Origin of the sequence: Aliikangiella sp. G2MR2-5, from assembly GCF_015687155.1 — a bacterium.
In the GTDB taxonomy this organism is placed as follows: Bacteria; Pseudomonadota; Gammaproteobacteria; order Enterobacterales; family Kangiellaceae; genus Aliikangiella.
The window spans coordinates 363204-385371 of record NZ_JADPQF010000001.1; the positions used below are offsets into that span (position 1 = coordinate 363204).

The window sequence follows — 22168 nt, forward strand, 5'->3', positions numbered from 1 at the left end:
TACTTATGATGGCTTCAGGACATAATCGGTCACTTTTAAATGCTAATCGGCTGATGCAGTCGGGATATTACCGAGAAGCATTATCTATTCTTAAGCAGTTATTGAAGAACATTCCTGCCGATACAAAGTTATGGAACATGAGTGGAGTTGCTGCGTGCTTTTCCGGAGATTTTGCTTATGCCGAAAAAGCTTTTAAAAAGGCTCTTAAACTATCTCCTAATTTTATCGACGGTCACATCAGTTTAGGCAACCTGTATGTACAAAAAAATGAACTAGACAGCGCGATTAAAGCATACAAAAAGGGATTAACAATCAAGCCCGACTCACTGGAGTTAAATTTAAAATTAGCGCATGCCTACAAGAAAAAAAGTAGCTACTCTGCAGCATTGAAATATTTTAAGAAAGCTGGTGTTCAAGATGAAAATAATCTCGATATTAAATTTAACATAGCTGCAATATATCAAGTGCAGGATAAAGTAGAAGCAGCTCAAAATATCTATCAGGATATTCTTGATTTAGAACCGAATTTTACACCCGCACTACATAATCTTGCGATCATATATAGAAATTGTTTAAAGTTTAAAGAGTCAGTTGAACTTTTAGAGAGAGCTTTAAAACATACCAGTAAGCCGGCCAATATTTATCAGACTTTAGGAAGTGTTCATGCTTCGATGGGAGAGGCCACTAAAGCACAGGATTATTTTGAAAAGGCTATTGAACAAGAACCTCTCAATGCTTCTCATCACCACTGGTTGAACCAACTCTTATGGGTTACAAGAAGTGATAGCTTCCTATCTTCCTACAAAAAAATAATTAAACAGAATCCTCAAGCTTATCCGCTAAAACGGGAGCTTGCTTACAAACTCATTTTGGCCAAGGAGTATGATCAAGCTCAGGAAATTCTTGAATGGCTTATATTAAATGATAAGAGTGAGCCAATGAACTTTAAGTTGCTTGGTACGGTCTACCGGAAAAAAAGACTATTCGAAGAGGCAATCGAGTCTCACCGACAAGCGGTAAAGTTGAGTCCTTCAACACTTGTTTATCAGGAAGAGTTAGTAACTTCACTACTTTCAAACGCTGAAGCCGAGTCAGCTCTAAAGCGCGTAAATCAACTTATTAAGCGAGATTCATCTCATCAGGGCTATTGGGCTTTAAAAGCTACCGCATTAAGAATTTTAGGTAACGAAGAATATTATGACCTTTATGATTTTGAGAAGCTTGTTCTTCGTGAATTTATTGAGGTTCCACAAGGCTATAAAGATCTAAATGCGTTCAATCAGAATTTGTTTGATCATTTGGAAAGATTCCATAGTAGTGTACAACAGCCTCTGGATCAGTCGCTAATGAATGGGACTCAATCCGTCGGAAATCTATTTGATACGGATATACCGGTAATCAAGCAATTAAGAGAGCAGTTTGATAAGAAAATGCTCGAATTCATATCTAAATTTCCCAAAAGCAATACCCACCCTGTTTTCTCAAGAAATACAGGTATGTTCAGGTATACCGGAGCATGGTCTGTAATCTTAAAACGAGAAGGATTTCATAATAATCACTTTCATTCGTTAGGCTGGTATAGTGGGCCTTATTATGTGCAGGTTCCCGATATAGTCGATAAGTCTGAAAAACAGGAAGGCTGGGTCAAGTTTGGTCAACCAGGAATTGAATGTGTTTTGGATTTACCTCCAGAGCTTTTTGTAAAACCTGAGCAAGGATTAATGGTACGTTTTCCTTCCTATATGTGGCATGGAACAATACCGTTTGAGTCAGAACAGAGTCGGATTACAGTAGCACTTGATCTTGAGCCCGTCTGATGGTGGTATTTTGCTAGTCAATTGTTGAGTACCTTTTTTGAACAATTTTTTAACTGAAATTAATCTCAATGCATTTTAATAAAACAGAAGAAGTTAATCGTTTACTTGCTTCAGGACAAAATAAAGAAGCATTTCATACTATATATGATTATGTTTCTAACTATGAAACTCACGAAAGCTTAGAGAATAGTGCAATAGATTTACTCATTCAAACGAGTCTATTGTTAGGAGATAAACAGAACATTATTTTAGCTCTTGATATTTTATCGAAAAGAAACGGCTTGACCGTCCAACAAATAGAACTCACGGCAAATACCTATTTTAAATTGAATCAATTAGATAAGTCTTACGAGCAACTCAAAAAAATTTTAGAGATTACGCCGGATAATGAAAAGTATTTATGCAAAACAGGGATCGTTTTATATCACCTGAAGGATTATGAGCGAGCAAAGTCTTTCTTCGAAAAAATTTCTTGCGCTAAGAAACACACAAAAGAAATTATTGAATGTTATAAGTATTTGGCTTTAATTCATAAAGAGTTAAGAAATGAAGCTAAGTCGATTGAGCTTTTGGAGAGTCTATTAGAGCTTCAACCGGCGGATAAGTTGGTAAAACATGAGTTAGCTGGATTGTATCTTTCTTTGGGTAACACTAGCCGAGCTATTAATATATATGAGCAAATAGTAGCGCAAGATCCTTCCATGGATTTATCCTGGACAAGATTGGCCTATGCAAAAAAAATTGATTCACATAGTGATCCAATAATAAAGAAATTAAAGCGAAGAGTTCGGTCTGCTAATGTAAAACCACTGGATAAAGAGGGATTGTATTTTGCTTTGGGTAAAGTCTTTGATGATCTTAAAGATTACAGAAAGGCTTTGGACTATTATCGAAGTGCCAATGAAATGATCTTAAATAGACGAGGACGATTTTCGAAAGAGAATTTTAACAGTTTCATGGAGAAAATTTTCGAGTTGTCGTCAACTGACATTTCTCAGGGCTTTCCTGAAATGGAAAGAGAGATTTTGTTTGTAATTGGCCACCCTCGATCTGGCTCAACGCTAATAGAGCATATAGTCGGTGCTCATAGCCAGGTAGAGGCTCTTGGAGAGTTAAATTATTTTCCTGAGCTAATCAGGCAATATGTTGGTAAAGAGCTATTGGTCGACAGCATTGCGCTTGAAAAACTACACAAACAATATGAAGCATTGTTTTCTACTTTATCGTCACCGCAGTGCATGGTGATTGATAAGCGTCCAGACAACTGGATGTTTATTGGATTAATAAAGAAAATATTCCCTAGAGCAAAGTTTATCGTATCTAATAGAAATATTGCTGACATAACGCTTTCTACCTATTTTCAACATCTGGATAGCTTGGTTAATTATTCATCTGACTTTCAAAGTATTAGAGAATATGACTCAGTTCTTCAAAAAGCTTTGGCTCGATGGAAAGAAGAGCACGGTGATGCCATCCTTGAAATTAACTATGAAGATGTTGTGGATGATTGCAAGACTCAAACCGAAAAGATGTTGTCTTTCCTTGGCCTGGATTATCAGGAGCAGTGTCTTAACTTTCATCAAAGTACAACTTATGCTCGAACGGCAAGTACAGTACAAGTGAAGAAGCCCCTATATCGATCATCGGTAAATCGTATTGATAATTATAGGCCTTTCCTGAGCGACGCAGAATTGGCGGCGATTGAACCTTGACTAGGAAATACTTCGTGTAATTTTGAGCAGTTAGATAAAAAAAGCCTCTTATACAAGAGGCTTTTTTGACTGGCTGGTTCTTATTTCAGATGTTTCGCAAAGAACTTTTCCATAGCAACATAGAAATCAATTCTGTTTTTAATTTTCTGATAGCCATGACCTTCGTCACGTACCATGGACTCATATGGTATTTTGGCTTTGTCCAGAGCATCAATTAAAACATCATACTGTTCCATCGGAACTCGGACATCTTCTCGACCGTGTGCGATGAATAGTGCTGCTTTAATCTTTTCAACATTTCTAGCAGGAGAGTTAGCTCTGAGCTCATCTTTATCTTCGCCTAATACATGTTGCAGGAACCTAACACCACTTTCTCTAGTTGGGATGTCTCCAGCAGTGAACATAGTTTCTAGATCATATACGCCGACATAACCTAGACCACACTTATACAAATCAGGCTCTTTGACAACGCCCATAAGCGTCGCGTAGCCACCATAGCTTCCACCATAGATACAAATCTTTTCTGGGTTTGCAATACCGGTTTCGATTGCCCAAAGAGTAGCGTCGGTAACATCGTCCTGCATTTCTCTACCCCATTTACGATAGCCAGACTCTTCAAATGCTCTACCGTAGCCGCCAGAACCTCTGAAATTCATTTGCAGTACTGCATATCCACGGTTAGCGAGAAACTGTACATCTGGGTTGTAACCCCAGTTATCTCTTGGTCCATGAGGGCCACCATGAGGATTAATGATTAGTGGTAAGTTTTTATCCTGGCCCTTAGGTAGTGTCAGGTAGCCCTGAATTTTTACACCATCTCTAGCTGTATACTCGATAGGAAGCATTTGTGCCATTTTTTTAGGGTCAATCCAGGAAGACCTGCTTGCAAGATACTTCAAAGCGTTATCTTTAAAGTTAAACAAATAAAAGTCGCCAGGGTTTATATCGCTGGATACTGAAACAACAGCCTGATCTCCATTTTCTGTGTAGCTGGTAAAGCCCACATCAGAACCTGGAAATGCTTTCATCAGCGCCGCTAGAGCTTTGGACTCTCGGTGTTCTTTGTCCAGAAAAACAACTTCGTTATAATTTGGGCTGTAGCGGAAGCCAAGTATCGATTCTTCTTCTGAAGTTATAAGTCCTCCAACATCGACCAGTTCACTTGAAAAGACCTTAGTCTTTTCGCCACTAATCAGGTTATAGGCATAAAGCTCGGATGTTTTATTTTTGGACTCTTTGTCACTTGTAATGTAGGCAACGGTACCATCTTTGGATAAACCTCTGAATCCTAGCCTGGCATTTGTATGTTCAGAAAGCGCAGACTCTTTCCAGAAGTCCTTTCCGGGCTCCTTGATGTAGATCTTGTATTCACCCCAACCAAATTTTTCTTTGTCAGTAATGTATTGAACTGCAACACGCATTTCATCATTACTGTCCAGTAAGACGTTACTTACGTCTTCTTTCGGCTGGCCACTTAACACTCGGACTTTTCCCGTATAAATGTTTAGCTTGGCAGCTTTAACGCTAGATGTCTCATGAACAGGGTCATAGTCTGCAGAGTGAGATTTAATGATCAGAACATTCTTTGGATCTTCTTCATACAGGGAAGCCAGATTGTAGCCAGATCTTTGAGTTGTAAAAATCTGCTTTCTATGTGTTCCGTCAATGTTGGCCGCGTATAGGTGCCGTGCACCGCCCTTTTTATCCAGGTATCCGACACGCTTTTGAACCTCCATCAGGACTCGTTCATTGTTACCCCAATGGAAACCCAAAACCTGTTTCCATTCGCCGAACTCAAACATTGCAGTGATTTCTTTGGATTTTCTATTCAGAACGGCAAGTTTGACTTGGGTACCATCTCGATAGTTAAAAGCTAGATGCTTTCCATCTGGAGATATTTTGATATTCATATATTGAGCATGCTTAGCAAAGTGCTCAACGGGGATAAGTGATTGGCTGTCTTTCGCATTAACGAGATTGCTCGTAAAAACGAAAAGCAGCACAATGAGAATGCGGTTTAAATTCATTATCTAATTCCCTGGTTTGACATAAGTTTTTTATTGTTGAGGCCCGACAGGCCTTCATTTAGACATATAGTGTATTAGATTTACATATATGTTAAATTCCACCGTCCATTATCAGGAATAATCAGCATAGTTCAAGGTGAATTTTGACAATTAAGGCATTGGAATGGCGGATTTTAAAGAAGAATTAAAAAAGGTAGAGGCTCTTGCTTTGGGGGGAGAACGTCCTGCAGCTGAGGCCAGACTTCTGCAGTTGATAGATAATAACCCGGTAAACTCATCGGTGTTGAGGTTTGCCATAGTATTTTACGGAAATTTGAAACAATTCGAAAAGGCCATTGAAATCGCTTTGTCCCTGCTAAAGATTGAAAAGTATGACTTTAACCTGTTTTTCGGCAAGCTCTGTAATGGTTTGGTCTCCCATGGTCAGATCGGGGTAGCTATTAGCGCAATAAAGTCTTTTTTAGCATTAAAACAAGAGGAAGCTGAAGCTCATTTCTATCTTGGTATGCTGTACAAGAAGCAGGGCACTTACGATAAAGCCGTTTCAGAATTTGAGTTAGCTGTAAAATCTGACTACAGGGACCAATGTGAATGCTATCTACTGATAGCGTTAATGTATGTTGAGCTTAGAATGGAGGAAAAGGCAATCTTCTATCTTCATAAGGTTCTGGACATCAAGCCGCAGCATTACGAAGCACTATTTAATTTGGCTTCATTGGAACAGGCAAAAGGAAACAAGGACAAAGCAATTGAGCTATATCAACAAGTAATCAAACTAAACCCAAAGCTTGTTGAGGCGCTTGTTCGAGTTATCTACGCAAAAAAAATAAAAGAAAGCGATCATGAGCTTTTAAAAATGATAAATCGTCGATTTAGAAGCTCACAAACAACTATGCTCGACAAGGAAAGTCTGAAATATGCGGAAGGAAAAGCCTTAGACGATCTGAAGCAATATGATAAAGCGTTTGCCGCTTATGAGTATGCAAATAAACTTAATGCCGAGCGTATTCAGAAATACGAGCCTAAAACGATTGAACAATTTGTCAAACTCTCAGTTGAAGTAATTTCAAAAGACTGGTTAGGAAAACATCATGAACTTGAAGACGTTAAACCAGTATTTATTGTTGGTCATTTCCGTTCGGGATCAACTCTCGTGGAACAGATTTTATCTCGGCATAGTCAAATTACGGCGCTAGGGGAAATAGAATATTTTACCCGCCACTACTATGAAAATTTTAACCGCTATTGGGAAAAGCTTAAACCTGCTATTAACAATGTTTTTCTTTCCGGTTGCGCAGAAGGATATATTCATTTGATTCAATCGATGAATATAAATACCCAATGCTTTACCGACAAGAGACCAGAAAATATTCTCTTCATGGGATTAATAAAAAAGCTATTTCCAGATGCAAAGTTCATCCATACCACCCGAAATTTATTAGACAATGGGCTTTCGGTTTATTTTCAACAATTGAATGACTTATCTACGTTTTCGACTTCGTTGGAAGATTTTTTTCACTATAACCAGCAATGTGATTCATTAATGGCCCATTGGCGAAGTCTGTTTGGAGAGGACATTCATGAGGTGCCTTACGAACAAATGGTCAATGCTCCTGAAGACACCGCTCAAAATATGGTAAAAAATATTGGCTTGGAGTGGGAAAGTGATTGCATGAATTTTAAGACTAGCGAGCGATTTGTCAGAACAGCCAGTATTTCACAGGTACGTAAAGAGGTTTATACAACGTCAGTTAGGCGTTGGAAAAACTATGAACCATATTTGAGTGATAAGTTAAAACTTCTATTTCAGTCTCATATGGTTTAAAAGTATGGATTAAAAGTTGAATTTGACATACTGGTCAGATGTGTTGCTGTATTAATTGAGATAGTTAACCACCTTCCATTTGGACAATCCATGTTGGTCGATTTGTTGAGAAATCTACGTCAAATTTCGTATTTGGTGCGATTATTCACGGAAAATTCACGAAATGGTCTGATTTTAATGACATCTTTTAAAGTGTAAAAGCCGGTTTGAGTCGATACTAATCTTTAGACATAATCCATTGACTCGTTCTTTCATAATGTTTATAGTCGGCCTTATCGTGCGTGAGGTGCAGACTCTCTCGCACTTTAAGGATTTTTAACCAAGTTTAGATAATAATTAAACCCTTAATCGACTTGGGTCCGTTTGTAGCACAAAAGTGTTGCGAATAATGCCGTTTTTATTTTCAACCCTAAAAATAATTAGGAAGTCACATGCTTAATCGCTATAAATTTACTGTTAATAAAGCAGCAGTCTTAGGATTGTTTGCTACATTCTGGATGGGGAGTGCAGCAGCAAACCCTGTGGTTGATCAGTCTATTAAGATTGAAAAACAAATAACAAAGGCTTCAGCGTCTTCTCAGAAGAAGATTGACCGATATGCCGAAACAACTATTGAACTCGCTGCCGAATATAAAAATACATTACGCATTATCGAAAGCTTGAAGATATACAACAATCAGCTTGAAAATTTGATTCAGTCACAAGAGTCAGAGATGGTATCTATTCAGAATCAGATGGATACAATTGATACCACTGAGCGCGGCGTTATTCCATTAATGAATGAAATGATTGCTTCTCTTGAAGCGTTCGTTGAACTGGACATTCCATTTGACCTGGAAAAGCGTCAAGACAGAGTTGAAGCCTTAAAAAACAATATGTTAAGAGCAGATATCTCTAATTCTGAAAAGTACAGAAAAATTCTAGAAGCCTACCAAACCGAAATTGCTTACGGTGAATCTGTATCAACATATCAAGGAGATATTGATGCTGCCGATGGAAGCAAAATTCGCGTAGATTTTATGAGATTTGGTCGTGTTATGTTGGTATTCCTTTCTTTAGATGGTCAGTCGGCAGGTTATTTCAATGCTGAAACTCGTCAATGGGAAGAACTTGACAAAGAATATATTCGCGGTATCGAGTTAGCTATCAAAATGGCTAATAAACAAGCTGCGCCAGAACTAATCAAATTACCTGTACCAACAGCTAAGTAAGGGGCTAATTAAAATGAAATTCAAAAATATCCTTATTGCCGCCATGTTGGCAGGCGCTGCAGTAAATGTTTCTGCTGCCGAGCAGAAAGATATTGGCGCGGTTAAGAAGCCTGCTGCACAAACACTTGATGAACTTTTGCAAATGGTTAAGCAAAATAAGATTCGTCAAACTAATGTTAACAAAGAGCGCGAAGCCATTTTCTTAAGAGACAGAAATAATCAAAGAAGTCTTTTGAATCAGGCACTTGCAGAGAAGCAAGCTGAAGAAGAGCGTATGAATCGCTTAAAAGCTCAGTACGAAGCTAACGAGAAAAAGCTATCTGAGCTTGAAGATGAACTTCACCTGAAAGCTGGTACATTGGGCGAGATGGTCGGTGTTGTACGTCAAGTTGCTGGTGACACTGCTTCTCGTTTACGTCGTTCCATTGTTAGTGCTCAGTTACCTGAACGCTATACTGCATTGGAAACTTTAGCTCAAGCAAAAGAATTTCCTCAAATACCTGAAATCAGAAGCCTTTGGGAAGCGATGCAAACAGAGATGACTGAACAGGGTAAGGTAATCAAATTCTCTGGACAGATTATCAATACTGAAGGCGCTCCAGAGCCTAGAGATATGACCCGAGTTGGTGTATTTAATATCGTTTCTCAAGGTGAATACTTGGTGTTCGACCACGAATCTCAGGATATCAAGCAGTTGACTCGTCAGCCGGTAGGCCGCTACTTAAGCATGGTAGAGCCTTTTATCAGTGCTAACGGTACATATGCTCCTCTAGCCTTGGACCCTTCACGTGGAAATATCCTTACTCAGGAAGTTAAGCGTGAAAGCTGGCCTGAGCGTGTTATGAATTACGCTGGACCTGTAGGTGCTGCGATTGGTGTCGTCTTAGCTCTTGGCTTATTGTTAGTTCTTGAAAGACTATTCACTCTATTGAGCTTAAGAGGCAAGATGCGTGCACAGGCTAAATCAAGTACACCAGGTAATAACCCGCTTGGTCGTATCATGGCTGTATATCTGGCAAATAAAGATGACGATGTTGAAAACTTAGAGCTTAAGCTAGATGAAGCTGTGCTTAAGGAAACTCCTCGTATAGAGCGTGGTATCACAGTAATCAAGGTCTTCGCAGCGGTAGCTCCACTTATGGGGCTTCTTGGAACCGTAACCGGTATGATCGAAACCTTCCAGTCGATTACTCTCTACGGTACGGGCGACCCGAAAATTATGGCTGGCGGTATTTCGTCTGCGTTGATAACAACCGTATTGGGAATTGTTGCAGCATTACCATTAATTCTTACTCACAGTGTCGTATCAGGTATCTCTAAAGGCTTGATTCACACACTTGAAGAGCAAAGCACTGGCTTAATCGCTCAGCATGAAGAAGAGGCGGGAGCATAATTAATGCTATTTTTTCAAGACCTATATGACACAGTTTCTCGCTTCTTTGAAGCGGGAGGCGATGTATTATGGTTTATCGCTGCGGCGCTTATTGTCATGTGGACAATGATTATTGAGCGCCTCTGGTATTTTTCTTATACCTACCCTAAGCAGGCTCGACTTCTAATAGCAAAGTGGGAGTCTCGCAAGGATACTACGTCTTGGCGAGCTCATCGCATCCGTGAAGCCTGGATTTCTCAGATGAATGAAAAGCTTCATTCGGGGCTGTTGCTTATTAAGACCGTTGTTGCTATTTGTCCGATGATAGGACTCCTTGGTACGGTAACCGGGATGGTAGGTGTATTTGAAGTCATGGTATTAGCAGGTACAGGAAATGCTCGAATGATGGCTGCTGGTATTACTCAAGCGACAATCCCGACAATGGCGGGAATGGTTGCTGCGTTGTCTGGACTGTTTATTAGTTCAAGACTTGAGTTTGAGTATTCAGCAAATGTCCATGCACAAGAGTTAGCTGACCATATGCCACATCACTAGCGAAGGAATCATATTTCATGGCTAAAAAGAGTTTAAAACCAAAAGAGGAAGAAGCGGCGATTGATATGACACCGATGCTCGACATCGTGTTTATCATGCTCATTTTCTTCATCGTTACTACCTCTTTTGTAAAAGAAGCTGGTGTAGATGTTATGAAACCAACAGCTGCAACAGCCGTGAAGAAACCGAAAGCCAATATTTTTGTTGGGATAACTAAAGAAGGCGAAGTCTTCATGTTGAAACGAAAGGTCGAAAAGGACGATGTTCGCTCGACTATCGAAAACATGCTTTTGGAGAACCCCGAAAGTTCAATGGTTATTCAAGCTGATATTGACAGTGAATCAGGTACGCTTCTTGATGTAATCGACGCAGCTAAGAAAGCCGGCGTTAAGAATATTTCAGTAGCGGCGGAGAACTGATATGCAAAGAATATTAATTGGATTAGGAATCGGAGGCAGTGTGACCTTTGGACTCTTTATTCTGATGGCTTTTCTCATAAAAACTGAGCTTGAGCCACCGGAAAAGAGCGATGCGCCACCGATTCAGATAACAATGGTCGAGCCTGATGACGAATTGAAGATTCGTGATCGCCGGATTCCGAAGAAGCCACCACCACCGAAGAATCCACCACCACCACAAACACAAAAGATTAGTAAAGTTCAAAAGCCTAATCCGCAAAACATGAACATTAAAATGGCTAAGCTTTCAGTTGGTGTTGTTGGTGATACTTATTTGGGTAGTGCTGGTGACCCAGGCAATATGTCTGACGGTGATGCCATCCCAATGGTTGTGATTCAACCACGCTATCCTCGAAAAGCTGCGATGGAAGGTATTGAAGGGTGGGTACGATTTAAATTTACGGTATCCCCTGATGGTACTCCAAAGGACATCGAAGTTATCGATGCAAAACCTAAGCGGGTTTTTGAGAGAGATGCGCGTAAGGCGATTTATAAGTGGAAATTCAAGCCAAAAATAGTTGATGGTAAAGCGATCGAGCAACCGAATATGCGCTATACCATGGAATTTAAGCTGACTGGCGAATAAATATAAGGTTTGACATGAAGATGAAATTGAATTTAAAAGTTCTACTACTTTCGTTTGTAGCGAGCTTGTTTAGTTTGTCTGCGTTTGCCGTACCAGTAACCCAGTCGACTAAATCCTGTAAGCCATTAATCGATAAGTCAAAAAAGCCGCCTAAGATTTCTATTCAAGGTTTAAATGAGAGAACTCACAAGCGGCTTAATAAAGCTTTGGAGCTGCTAGCTGAAGATCAATATGCAGAAGCTGTTGAAAGACTCAAAAGCTTGTTGGATACGGTTCGCTCTGACTATGAAAAGGCAACTGTAAACTTAAATCTGGCGTATGCATATGCACAGCAAGGTAAACAAGTAGAGTCATTGCCTTTCTTCAAACAAGCATTGGAGTATGGAAAAACTACGCTTCCGCATGAGAGAGTTCAAGGGTTACGAATTAACGTTGCTTCTATGCTCTATTCTGCAGGAGAAAAGAAAAAGGCACTCAACATGATGTTGGAGTGGGCTGATAATGCTGTTAAAGATGACGATACTGCTTATTATATGATTGCCGCTTTCTATTCTGAAGATGGTAATTATGACAAAGCTCTTTGCCCAGCCTATTATGCAGTTAAATCTGCACCGACGCCAAAGAAAGACTATTATCAAGCTTTATTGGCATTCCACTGGGAAAAGAAAGATGTTAAAGGGGCTGGAGATTTACTGAAAGAAATGGTCGCTCTCTTTCCTGCTGAAAAAGATTACTGGCGCCAGTTGTCTCAGGTGTATTTTCAATTAGACAAAATTGAAGATGCTTTGGCAATTATGGAGATGTTTTATCTTAACGGCGGTTTCAATAAAGAGACTGATTATACGTGGTTATCGGCACTTTTTTCATACAACGAAGTGCCATATCGCGCAGCAAAAGTTCTTGAAGAAGGACTCAATAAAAAGCTTGTTAAGTCTGAGAAAAAGATTTGGCAAGCAATAGCTAATAATTACCATATTAGCAATGAAATCAGTAAAGCTATTGTTGCTTTTGGCAAGACTGGAGAACTTTCAGATACCGGAGAGTCATATCTTAAACAGGCAGAACTTCTCACTGACGAAGAGCGTTGGGGAGATGCTGTTGCAGCTTATGATAAGGCCCTTCAAAAAGGTAAACTAGACGATCCTGGTAGAGCACACTTCCGCAAGGGGGTAGCTCTGATTAGTATGGGGCGCTGTGACTCTGGAATGAGCGTGCTTGAAACTGCTTCTAAATATAAGAAGTACAGACAGAGAGCAAGCCAGTGGACTGATTTTGCTAAAGACAGAATTCGTAATGAAAAATGTTAGTTAGTTTTAGTTCTCAAAAAAGCCGCTTAAAAGCGGCTTTTTTGTTACTTGCTGTAGAATAGTTTAAGCATTCTAAAGCTTGAAGCATCTCTATCTGACTCTCTTTAAAGTTTGTTATTGTTGCTAGTTTGCAAGAATCGAATATGAGAATAGCTGCTATCTTTCACCAAGCCTTAGAACTCAATAAGCTTTTCACTTGAGTAGCTCTATCTTTTGTTGTAAAAACTCTGCTTGTTAAAGAGGAGCTTGCTTGTTGAAATACATCCTTTCTATCAGGAAAAGACGCTTGCTCCTAGAGCACTCAGTGAATTAAAGTTTAAGCCATTTGACAACAATTTCTTAAGAGAATAATTCCTTAGTTCCTGGCATTTATTTTTCTAACACTAAGAAGATTTGAATAAAACTATTGTTATGTCTTGTTTTGTTGAACCGCATATGTCAAAAGTATAAGGCTCATCAACAGGCTTTATTTTAGTTCCTGTCGATGAGACAAATTTCTATAAAATAAAATCTATTTTGTCTGTAAACTTCAAAAAATCGTAGGCTTCCTCTACTCGTATCTGAGAGCATCTATTGGATCAAGGTTAGCAGCTTTGGCCGCAGGCAATATACCAAAGACTATGCCAACAAACGCTGAGAAACCAAACGCGAGTGCGATTGCCCACAGTGGCACATTAGCTGGCGGAAAGTTAGGTATCGAAGCTGCGGCCAATACCCCTAAACCATAACCTATTAATATTCCAACTATTCCTCCGAGAACTGATAAGACTACAGCTTCAATTAGAAACTGGAGCAAAATATGGTGTCTCTTAGCGCCGATAGCCTTACAGATCCCGATTTCTCTGGTGCGTTCGGTAACTGATACCAGCATGATATTCATGATGCCAATTCCACCAACGACTAATGAAATACTGACTATTCCGCCAAGCACAATTGTCATCGTGTTTATTAAATTTGATATTCCAGAAGTTAGCTGTTCAGGAGTTTCAATTTTAAAATCATCATCTTCATCTGGACCCAGCTTGTGCTGTTTTCTTAAGATTTGTTTGATACTTGATTTAATTTCGTCTAATTGATTTAAGTCTTTTAGTTGCAACTGAATAAATATATCTGGCTCTATCATATTTCCGTTGAGCCCGCGCATTGTTGTGTATGGTATGATCGCAAAATTATCCTGACTAAATCCAAGTAGTGAACCTTTCGGCTCGGCTAAACCAATAATCTTTAACCATTCCCCAGCATAATTAACAAAGTGTCCAACTGGATTTGCGGGTAGTGACAGATCTTTTCGAAGATCTTCGCCGATAACAACAACTTTGCGTCGAAACTTGTTGTCACTGTAAGATAAAAACCTGCCAAATTTGATATCAACTTTCTGAACATCCTGGGCAGTGTATGTTGTACCTGCTACCTGTGCAAAAAACTGGTTTTCCTTGTATTTTACCGGGCTTGAGGTTTGTGATTGAAGAGTTGGTGTGATGTATTCAACTCCGTCTACCCGTTCGGATATTGCTTCAACGTCTTCTGCTGTAATCTGCGCAATTTTGCCTTTCATACGCTCTTGCATAGGAGTAAAGGAGCGAATTGAAATGGAGTTAGCACCAAAACCTTCGAATTGCTGGTTAATAGAATAACTCAGTCCTTGTACTACAGATACAACTGCAATAGTGGAAGCGACACCGATGATAATGCCGAGAGTCGTCAGAAAGCTTCGAAAACCGTGAGCCCTCACGGAGTTTAGTGCGCTTCTGAAACTTTCTATTAAACTAAACACAACACTTTTCCTTCTCGTTTTGGTAGTCATCCTTGACCTGGCCATCACTTAGACGAATGACCCGGCGACAATGACTGGCTACATCATCTTCATGCGTTACCATGATGATTGTTTGCCCTTCATGATAGAGTTCATCAAAAAGCACCATAATGTCACGCGTTGTTTGTGTATCAAGATTGCCTGTGGGTTCGTCCGCGAGAAGTATGGAAGGTTTGGTAACCAGAGCTCGCGCGATAGCAACTCTCTGACGTTGTCCACCAGATAGCTGGCTAGGTATATGACCCATTCGGTCAGCAAGATTTACTTTTTCCAAAGCTTCAATGGCCAGCTTTCTTCGTTCTGATAATTTTAACCCCTTGTAGACCAGAGGAAGCATTACGTTGTCCAGAGCACTTGCCCTGGGAAGAAGATTAAAGCTTTGAAATATAAATCCAATTTCCTGATTGCGAATTTCAGCTAACTGGTTTTGGCTTAGGCTAGATACTTGTTTGCCATTGAGTAGGTACTCACCTTCAGTTGGTTTGTCGAGGCAGCCCAGGATATTCATCATAGTCGATTTACCAGAGCCAGAAGAGCCGATAAAAGCAACATATTCATTTTCTTCGATCGCTAAATTTATGTGATCAAGCGCTTTTACAGTTTGGTCGCCCATATGGTAAAACTTACATATATTCATTAGATTAATGAGCGGCATCATTATTTCCATCTTGAAGAGTCGCTGATATTTTGTCGCCATCTTTGAGGTGACGAAGTATCTTGTCTGGCCCTGTAATAACTTGAGCCCCTATATCGAGACCTTCAATAATCTGTTGAAAGCTGTCATCAGACACTCCTGCCTGTACCGCTACTTTCTTGGCTAAATCACCATCAGCGATAAACACATAGTTTTCAACACTGTCAGAGTCATTGTCTTCTTTTGTTCTCAAAGCTCTTAACGGAACCGCCAGAAGCTCTTGTTCACCGCGTGTGAAAACTTCCGCTCGACAACTCATACCAGGTCTTAGATTCAAGGATTTTGATTCTTCAGATAATGCTAGTTTGACTGCAAAGCTCAAGCTTTGGCGACCCTGGGCTTGTTTTGCTGAAGAGGCTATTTGTAACACCTGACCTTTTATTGGCTTGTTATCATAAGCAATGGCAATGATTTCAGCATTTTGTCCTACTTGAATATTTGCTATATCAGCTTCGTCAACTCTTATTTCTGCAAGCATACTGTCAGGGTCAGCGATTGTCATGAGAGACGAGCCAGCAATATTAGTTGTTCCGGCTATTGCTGTCTCTCCAACTTTGATATCAAGGGAGGTAATCCTGCCGTCGATAGGGGAAGTTACTTTCGTTTTGAGTAGACGGTCATTGGCTTGTTCGAGGGCTGCTCGAGACTGTTTAAGTTGCTCTCTTGCAACCTTTAGATCGACCTCAGCTACCTTATATTGGTGGAGGGCTGATTCATAAGCATCTTTATCCAGCAGTTTTTGCTCAAACAGTTTTCGTTTTCTTGAAAGCTGTTTGTCCATATTAAGGACCACCAGCTGTTGCCTCTCAATGGCTATTTTTTGTTGATCGACAACCGCTTTTTGTTGTTCTAGCGCTGAGGTGTATTCCTGATCGTCGATTTCTAGAACAACCTGGCCTTTAGAAACCTTTTGTCCTTCTACTACATAGAGTTTACTGACTTTTCCAATTACTTCAGCTGAAAGTTTCACTTGATTTTCATGCTTCAATTGACCTGATGCTAAAACTGAAGCTTTGATAATACGTTTACCTACTGCTTGAGTTTTTACTTCCTTGGCTGAGTCAGGCTTAAAAAGCTTTTTAGCGACCGGAATTCCAATTATCGCGAGTAAAATAATGACGAGTATTAAATTCTTCTTCATTCTAGTTTAGCCTTGGTTGCTAGTAATGCTGAGTTAGCTTCAGGGGAATTACCCGAGTTTAGGCTGCAATTGCAGCCCAAACTGAGTAAACAACTACATAAGGAAGCAGCGTGATAATCCAGGCCTTAGCGGTCGAACATTTTGTCCAGGTCTGGTAGCCTATCGCCATAATCGCCCAGGACCAAAAGGTGACCAGATCTATATTGGATAGAAGAGAGCCCATTCCTGTACCAGGGCTAAGATTAAAAAATAGTGCATTAAGGCTAATTGGATTAAGAGAGTCTTGTGTAATTTGGCCATTGTCAGAGAGTAGAATGATCACGATAGTCATAACTAGTAAAAGACATTTTGGAATCCATGACCAGGTCAAAAAGCTGAACCATTGTTTGAAGTCATAACCGTCATTGCTTATGTTGGAGTTAATCACATAATAGGCGCTGTAAAGTGCGAATAAAATGGCATAGCCAATTACTGCAAATACACTCCCGATTACCCCTTGAATCATTGGAGACATCATCGTAAGGTTAGCTCTCATTGCATCTTTTTCAGCATTTGAAAGATCTGCGCCAGCTTGTTCTACCTGGTATTCTACGAACCACTCAAAATCAATCGAGTTCATATATAGTAAAGTTGATACAACCATCAGAACAAAAAATAAAGAGATAGGGAATAAGATGCTGTAGCTAGCTTGAATATCCTTATATGCCTGCGCTGGAGATGTCAGAAGATTAGAAATAATCGTCAAGTTAGAAGGTGACTCTTTCTTTTCCTCACTCGCTGGAGTGGAATAAATATTGTCGGACATAGTTGTTTCCTTGTTAAAAATTTAGTTCGAAACCTGGAAGATTTATGTTGTTAGTCTTCAACTTAAAATTTTTATTACATCAATAATCGATTTAATATCGAATTTATTCCCGAAATGATTGTGAATATTCACATTTTTTTGAGCAATAGAGTTTTTAACATTCATTTGATCGTTTACTGGAACTTAAAAAAGCCGTTTTCTATTTTTTGATAGAACAAAAAGCCCTAGTTAAGATAACAATTAGTTCTTTGGTGCTATTTTCACTCGTCTCGCCAGTTTTTTGATTGATAGTTCCATCAATATGTTTCTCTTTCAGATAGAATTCCTTCTTTATTTCAGCTGTTGTACGAGTCGAGCTAAGAGAGTGGACATGAAAATATGAAGCGGATCTTAATCTTATTGGGGATTTTTCTATTCTTGGATATTTGTTCAAGTGCTGATGCTCGAGCCAAACAGTTTGAAACGATTGATAGTTTAAATGATGCTGTAGCTAAAGTAGATGGAGTTGTATCGAGATTACAAGAGCTAAATGGTGAGGCCATGCGGCTGAAACTTGCCAACTTAAAAAGTAATTATAATGACGCTGACTGGGCTGTAATTGCTAGAGACGTAAAATATCCCACGGAACTGAAAGAGACATTTGACATCAATAGTCGTCGAATTGTTGAACTTGGCTCCAGTCTGATTAATCCCTTTGACGAGTATAGCTTGTTAGAGAGCTGCAAAAATGAAATGGTAGCGATTAAACCACGATTTGAAGCCCTGAAATCGGCAGTACTTAAAGCTTCACAGTACTCCATCGAAGATGATGCTTCTCGTGCGAAATCATATATGGCTGCCATCGAATTTATGCCAATGACCATAATAATAGCCGACTTGGTTTTAGTGCAAATGACTGACTGTAATCCCGCATTTAACAAGCTTTAAGTTAATCGGTAATTTTTACGTTATTGGCTTCTCAACGCTCGAATGATTTAATATATGAAAAATTTTGCATATTTCTGTAATAAATAGGAATTATTTCTGACTAACAACGTAATCAGTTCTTAGACAAGATTGATTCGGTGTAAGATTGAGCGGTATTCAGGGTGGAAACTCAACGACCATAGCAATTCATATAGGAAAACATAATGCTTGAAGTCAAAAATTTAATGAAGCGATTCCGTCTAGACAACAAGACGATTAAGGAAAACAAAAAAAAGCCTCGGTCCGCTCTGGATCCCAGAGAGGAAGGCCATTGGTTTAACGCGGTTCAGGATGTAAGTTTTAGTTGCAACTCAGGTGAAGTTCTTGGATTGCTTGGTCCAAATGGAGCCGGTAAAACGACAAGTTTGAGAATGCTTTCTACTGCATTACAGCCTACTTCAGGGCAGATAGTAATCAACGGCGACGATGTGGTTGCAGACCCTCTGGCAATGCGTAAACGAATAGGTTTCCTTTCTGGTACTACCAGCCTGTATCATCGTTTAACGGTAAGGGAAAATGTAGAGTACTTTGGACGCCTTCACGGAATGAAAGAAGAAGAGCTGGCAAGTGAAATAGTCAAAGTATTTGATTTATTGGATATTCACTCTTTTGCTGATAAGAAGGCAGACTCTCTTTCTACAGGTATGAAGCAACGAGCCAATATTGCCAGAACAGTCATCCATCGACCAGAAGTTATTGTTCTTGATGAGCCAACTACAGGATTAGATGTAATTTCTGCAAAGACTATTCTGGATTTCATTGAGTCCTATAAAGGTAGCGATGTTCCGGTAGTTTTTTCCACTCATCACTTACATGAAGTTGAAAAACTTTGTGATCGTGTTGTTTTAATTAATGAAGGAACAACTCAATTTAGCGGGACTCTGGAAGATTTTAAACAACTGTCCTCCAGCGCAAATTTGTATGAAGTATTCGTTAAATTAGTTGAAAAAAAGGAGGCTGCGTAAATGTTTCAAGTGTATCTGAAAGAGCTACTAGAACTAACTCGGGATAAGAAAACGCTGATTTTCACAATTTTATTGCCAACATTAATAATGCCTTTGATCATGATTGGTTTTATGACCCTGGCGGCCAAAATAGCCACTAAGGCCAAGGTTGAAACGCTTAATTTTGCCATTGTGGGGAGTCAATATTTACCAGAAGTAGAAAATGTTCTTACCCGAGAAAAAGATGAAGATGGCGATGATATAAACTTTAAGCTTGTCAATTTGTCCGCGTCCGATGATGTGGATACTATGATTAATGAAGGAAAAATACGTTTCGCTATCATTATTCCTGAAGATGTAACTACATCGATCGAACAAGGGCTGTCTGCCAAAGTAAGTTTTAAATATAACGATTCAGCAACAACTAGTGCTCTGATATATAGCCGCGTACAAAATGCGCTAAAGCCATTGAAAGACTCATTGCTTGCTGAGCGATACAGGTCGTTGGGGCTAACCGAAGAGCAGGGTAAAGCTTTCAGCAAACCAATTGATTTAGAGAAAATCTCAACCGCCGACAAGCGAGAATCCTTTGGCGAGAAATTTGGTGCATTCCTCCCTTATATTTTAATTCTGGTCGGGTTATCAGGAGCCATGTATCCTGCGATTGACCTGGGTGTTGGAGAAAAAGAAAGAGGGACATTGGAAACTCTTTTGTTGACCCCCGTTTCGCGATTTAACCTGGTATTTTCCAAGTTTGCCGTTATTTTCACGACTTCATTCCTCGCTGTATTTCTGAGTTTGTTAAGTTTTGCTCTTGTAACCGGCGTTCTCGGTCCTATGTTTATCGCAAACCTTGGATCCTCTGCCAGTAAAGGGGCTTCGGAAGTGATGGCCGCGTTGGCGAATGTTTCGATTATCGATGTTCTGTTGATGTTTAGTATGTTGATTCCGGTGGCTGCAATTTTTGCTTCACTGATGTTAAGTGTTTCTATTTACGCCCGAACTTTTAAAGAAGCGCAAAACTATATGTCGCCAATTATGATGGTTGCTATCTTCCCGTTAATTTTGGCTATGTTACCGGGTGTTAAACTCGACTGGGTATGGGCTTCAGTACCAATTACCAATGTAGCACTTGCAATTAAGGAAATTTTTAAGGGAACGATAGATCTTGGGATGATGGGCGTTATATTCCTTTCAACAACTATCATTGCTGGATTGTTATTAGCATTGTGCAACTGGTGGTTCCAGCGAGAGCAGGTGCTTTTCCGCAATTAATCCTCTCATTTTTTATTCTTCGTTGTGTCTGCGGCGGTAATTATACCGCCGTTTTCTGTGCCTATTTTCAAGGATACAACCTTGTCTTGGTGATCATCGACTATACTTAGTTCTATGTTAGTCAACAACAATCGATGGATGAGTAAAACGCCTAACAACAAAGACTCCTGGTTAAAGCTACTTCAGCAAACGTCTATACCTAGTTTCAATGCCAGCATTCAGGCTCTTTCTAACGTTGAAGAGTATACCAATACTCACTCATCAGAACTCGCCCGCACTATTCTGAAGGACCCCAATCTGACCGCTTCAGTCCTGAAATTAGCTAATAGTGCGCAGTTTAATTCCTATGGCAGGGCGATAAGAACTGTTAGTCGTTCCATAATGGTATTGGGACATCGTTCTATCAAAGAGATCTGCGCTAGCTGTTTGTTAATGGAGCAATTTTTGAAACAGGGGGCGTCGAAGAATATTCAGGCGCTCATAGCAAGAGCGTATCACGCAGCTATTCAGGCTAAAGAAATAGCGCTTCTGAGTGGTATTAAAAACTCAGAAGAAGTGTTTATCTCTTCATTGTTGATGAGTCTGGGCGAAATAGCTGTCTACTCTTCATTAGATCCAATGGATCAGATTGCGCAAGATTTGTATGGCTCTTATCCGATCTCTGCAGGTAAAGAGAAAGATTTGATTGGTTGCTACTTTACCGACCTAACGTTAGGTTTATGTCAGGCTTGGAATATAGCTCCAATGATAACTGAACTGATGGGGGGGAATTATTCAGAATCTAGTCCGGTTAGGAGTATTCTTCTTGGTAACAGCTTTGCTAATTCATGCGAACTTCAAGGGATTGAATCCTCATTGAAAACACACTTGAAATCAATTGTTCGTTATACGGGTAAAGATCCTGAGATGGTCAGTGAAAAGCTTGAAAAAGCGACTGAAGAAACCCAGAAAAGCTTGAACGGTTTCGGCATTAAACTGGATGTTAAAAGTCCGCAAAAGCTTAAACCCGTGGGAAAAGGCAACCACATAGTTGAAGTTGACAAAGTATTGCAACTGGAAATATTGCAAGAACTTTCCAGTGTTGCAATGGAACGAGTTGATTTAATTGCAATGCTGCCCCTTATCCTTGAAGCTATTCAGCGTGGTGGAAGTTTTTCTTGTGCCATAGGAGCCTTTTTAAGCCGGGACAAGAAGCGTATTAAAGCCAAGCAAGCAATAGATTCGGGTAAGAGTCAGACTAAGGAAAATTTCTATTTTAATTGCTATGAAGAAATTCCAGAAGTACAGCAAAAGGTAATGACTAACCGTCAGGTTTATCTTCAGTCAGAGTTTAGAGAAGGCGGCATGACAATAAAAAAAATAATTCGTCGCACCGGTATTAAGAATGCGATCTGGGGGCCTCTAATTGTAGAAAACAAAGTTATCGGTTGTTTATATGCGGACAATGGAGAGAATGGCCCGGAAATTACCGCAGATCAACAGGAGTGCTTTGAACTCTTCGTTGCGCAGGCAAAGTTTTTTTTCCAAAAGCTGAGGTAAGAACATCTTAAATATCAATTAATTATCTAAATATCCCATTTTGTGATTTGGCGAAATCTGTCACGAGTCACGAGTCATAAGTTCTAAGTTCTTGTATAAGCGTAAGTATTTACGTAATATG

At 39.7% G+C, this 22168-nt stretch carries 18 protein-coding genes; 13 read left to right on the top strand and 5 right to left on the bottom strand.

All coding sequences use genetic code 11. From position 1 onward, the window contains the following. The first annotated feature begins 5 nt into the window (after positions 1–5). Both IYN84_RS01550 and IYN84_RS01555 read left to right on the top strand, forming a co-directional pair. Entirely contained in the window at positions 6–1817 is a 1812-nt protein-coding gene (locus IYN84_RS01550) for a tetratricopeptide repeat protein (RefSeq protein WP_210330260.1), read from the top strand. A 68-nt stretch (positions 1818–1885) separates the two neighbouring features. Next, on the top strand, positions 1886–3529 hold the full coding sequence (locus tag IYN84_RS01555; protein ID WP_196137406.1) for a tetratricopeptide repeat-containing sulfotransferase family protein: 1644 nt from the start codon (positions 1886–1888) through the stop codon (positions 3527–3529). A gap of 80 nt (positions 3530–3609) precedes the next feature. Here the strand turns inward: IYN84_RS01555 and IYN84_RS01560 are convergent, their stop codons facing one another. Continuing rightward, positions 3610–5556 (bottom strand): S9 family peptidase, encoded by a 1947-nt coding sequence (locus IYN84_RS01560; protein WP_196137407.1) that lies wholly within the window; start codon positions 5554–5556, stop codon positions 3610–3612. A gap of 163 nt (positions 5557–5719) precedes the next feature. Between IYN84_RS01560 and IYN84_RS01565 the strand changes: the two genes are divergently transcribed. The 7 genes from IYN84_RS01565 (at position 5720) to IYN84_RS01595 (ending at position 12870) form a co-directional block, all read left to right on the top strand. Further along, on the top strand, positions 5720–7381 hold the full coding sequence (locus IYN84_RS01565; protein WP_196137408.1) for a sulfotransferase: 1662 nt from the start codon (positions 5720–5722) through the stop codon (positions 7379–7381). A 431-nt stretch (positions 7382–7812) separates the two neighbouring features. Further along, the gene (locus IYN84_RS01570) at positions 7813–8592 is read left to right on the top strand and encodes a DUF3450 domain-containing protein (protein WP_196137409.1); all 780 of its coding nucleotides are present in this window, start codon (positions 7813–7815) and stop codon (positions 8590–8592) included. 13 nt (positions 8593–8605) lie between these two features. Further along, positions 8606–9985, top strand: coding sequence for a MotA/TolQ/ExbB proton channel family protein (locus IYN84_RS01575; RefSeq protein ID WP_196137410.1), 1380 nt, complete (start codon positions 8606–8608; stop codon positions 9983–9985). 3 nt (positions 9986–9988) lie between these two features. After that, on the top strand, positions 9989–10519 hold the full coding sequence (locus IYN84_RS01580; protein ID WP_196137411.1) for a MotA/TolQ/ExbB proton channel family protein: 531 nt from the start codon (positions 9989–9991) through the stop codon (positions 10517–10519). 17 nt (positions 10520–10536) lie between these two features. Continuing rightward, positions 10537–10938: a biopolymer transporter ExbD gene (locus tag IYN84_RS01585; RefSeq protein WP_196137412.1), complete on the top strand. Its 402-nt coding sequence runs from the start codon at positions 10537–10539 to the stop codon at positions 10936–10938. Position 10939: 1 nt separating this feature from the next. Then, the gene (locus IYN84_RS01590; RefSeq protein WP_196137413.1) at positions 10940–11563 is read left to right on the top strand and encodes an energy transducer TonB; all 624 of its coding nucleotides are present in this window, start codon (positions 10940–10942) and stop codon (positions 11561–11563) included. Positions 11564–11583: 20 nt separating this feature from the next. Next, positions 11584–12870, top strand: a complete 1287-nt coding sequence (locus IYN84_RS01595) for a tetratricopeptide repeat protein (protein WP_196137414.1) — start codon at positions 11584–11586, stop codon at positions 12868–12870. A gap of 550 nt (positions 12871–13420) precedes the next feature. On the opposite strand, the gene IYN84_RS01600 is transcribed toward IYN84_RS01595, so the two are convergent. Genes IYN84_RS01600 through IYN84_RS01615 form a run of 4 tightly spaced genes read right to left on the bottom strand, consistent with a single transcriptional unit; the run spans position 13421 to position 17323 of the window. Continuing rightward, entirely contained in the window at positions 13421–14644 is a 1224-nt protein-coding gene (locus IYN84_RS01600; protein ID WP_210330261.1) for an ABC transporter permease, read from the bottom strand. Then, complete coding sequence (locus IYN84_RS01605) at positions 14637–15341, bottom strand: ABC transporter ATP-binding protein (RefSeq protein ID WP_196137416.1); 705 nt, start codon at positions 15339–15341, stop codon at positions 14637–14639. The genes IYN84_RS01600 and IYN84_RS01605 overlap by 8 nt, the downstream gene beginning before the upstream one ends. Next, positions 15325–16518, bottom strand: a complete 1194-nt coding sequence (locus tag IYN84_RS01610) for an efflux RND transporter periplasmic adaptor subunit (protein WP_196137417.1) — start codon at positions 16516–16518, stop codon at positions 15325–15327. Before IYN84_RS01610 ends, IYN84_RS01605 begins: the two co-directional genes overlap by 17 nt. A 58-nt stretch (positions 16519–16576) precedes the next feature. Further along, a complete protein-coding gene (locus IYN84_RS01615) occupies positions 16577–17323 on the bottom strand; it encodes a YIP1 family protein (RefSeq protein ID WP_196137418.1) in 747 nt (248 codons plus the stop codon). 378 nt (positions 17324–17701) lie between these two features. On the opposite strand from IYN84_RS01615, the gene IYN84_RS01620 reads away from it, so the two are divergent. The 4 genes from IYN84_RS01620 (at position 17702) to IYN84_RS01635 (ending at position 22047) form a co-directional block, all read left to right on the top strand. Next, positions 17702–18250 (top strand): hypothetical protein, encoded by a 549-nt coding sequence (locus IYN84_RS01620; protein WP_196137419.1) that lies wholly within the window; start codon positions 17702–17704, stop codon positions 18248–18250. A gap of 203 nt (positions 18251–18453) precedes the next feature. Beyond that, positions 18454–19254 carry an ABC transporter ATP-binding protein gene (locus IYN84_RS01625; protein ID WP_196137420.1) on the top strand — a complete coding sequence of 267 codons (801 nt, stop codon included), beginning with the start codon at positions 18454–18456 and terminating at the stop codon, positions 19252–19254. Then, entirely contained in the window at positions 19255–20508 is a 1254-nt protein-coding gene (locus IYN84_RS01630; RefSeq protein WP_196137421.1) for an ABC transporter permease, read from the top strand. It begins immediately after the preceding gene. A gap of 138 nt (positions 20509–20646) precedes the next feature. Then, positions 20647–22047, top strand: a complete 1401-nt coding sequence (locus IYN84_RS01635; RefSeq protein WP_196137422.1) for an HDOD domain-containing protein — start codon at positions 20647–20649, stop codon at positions 22045–22047. The last annotated feature ends 121 nt before the right edge of the window (positions 22048–22168 follow it).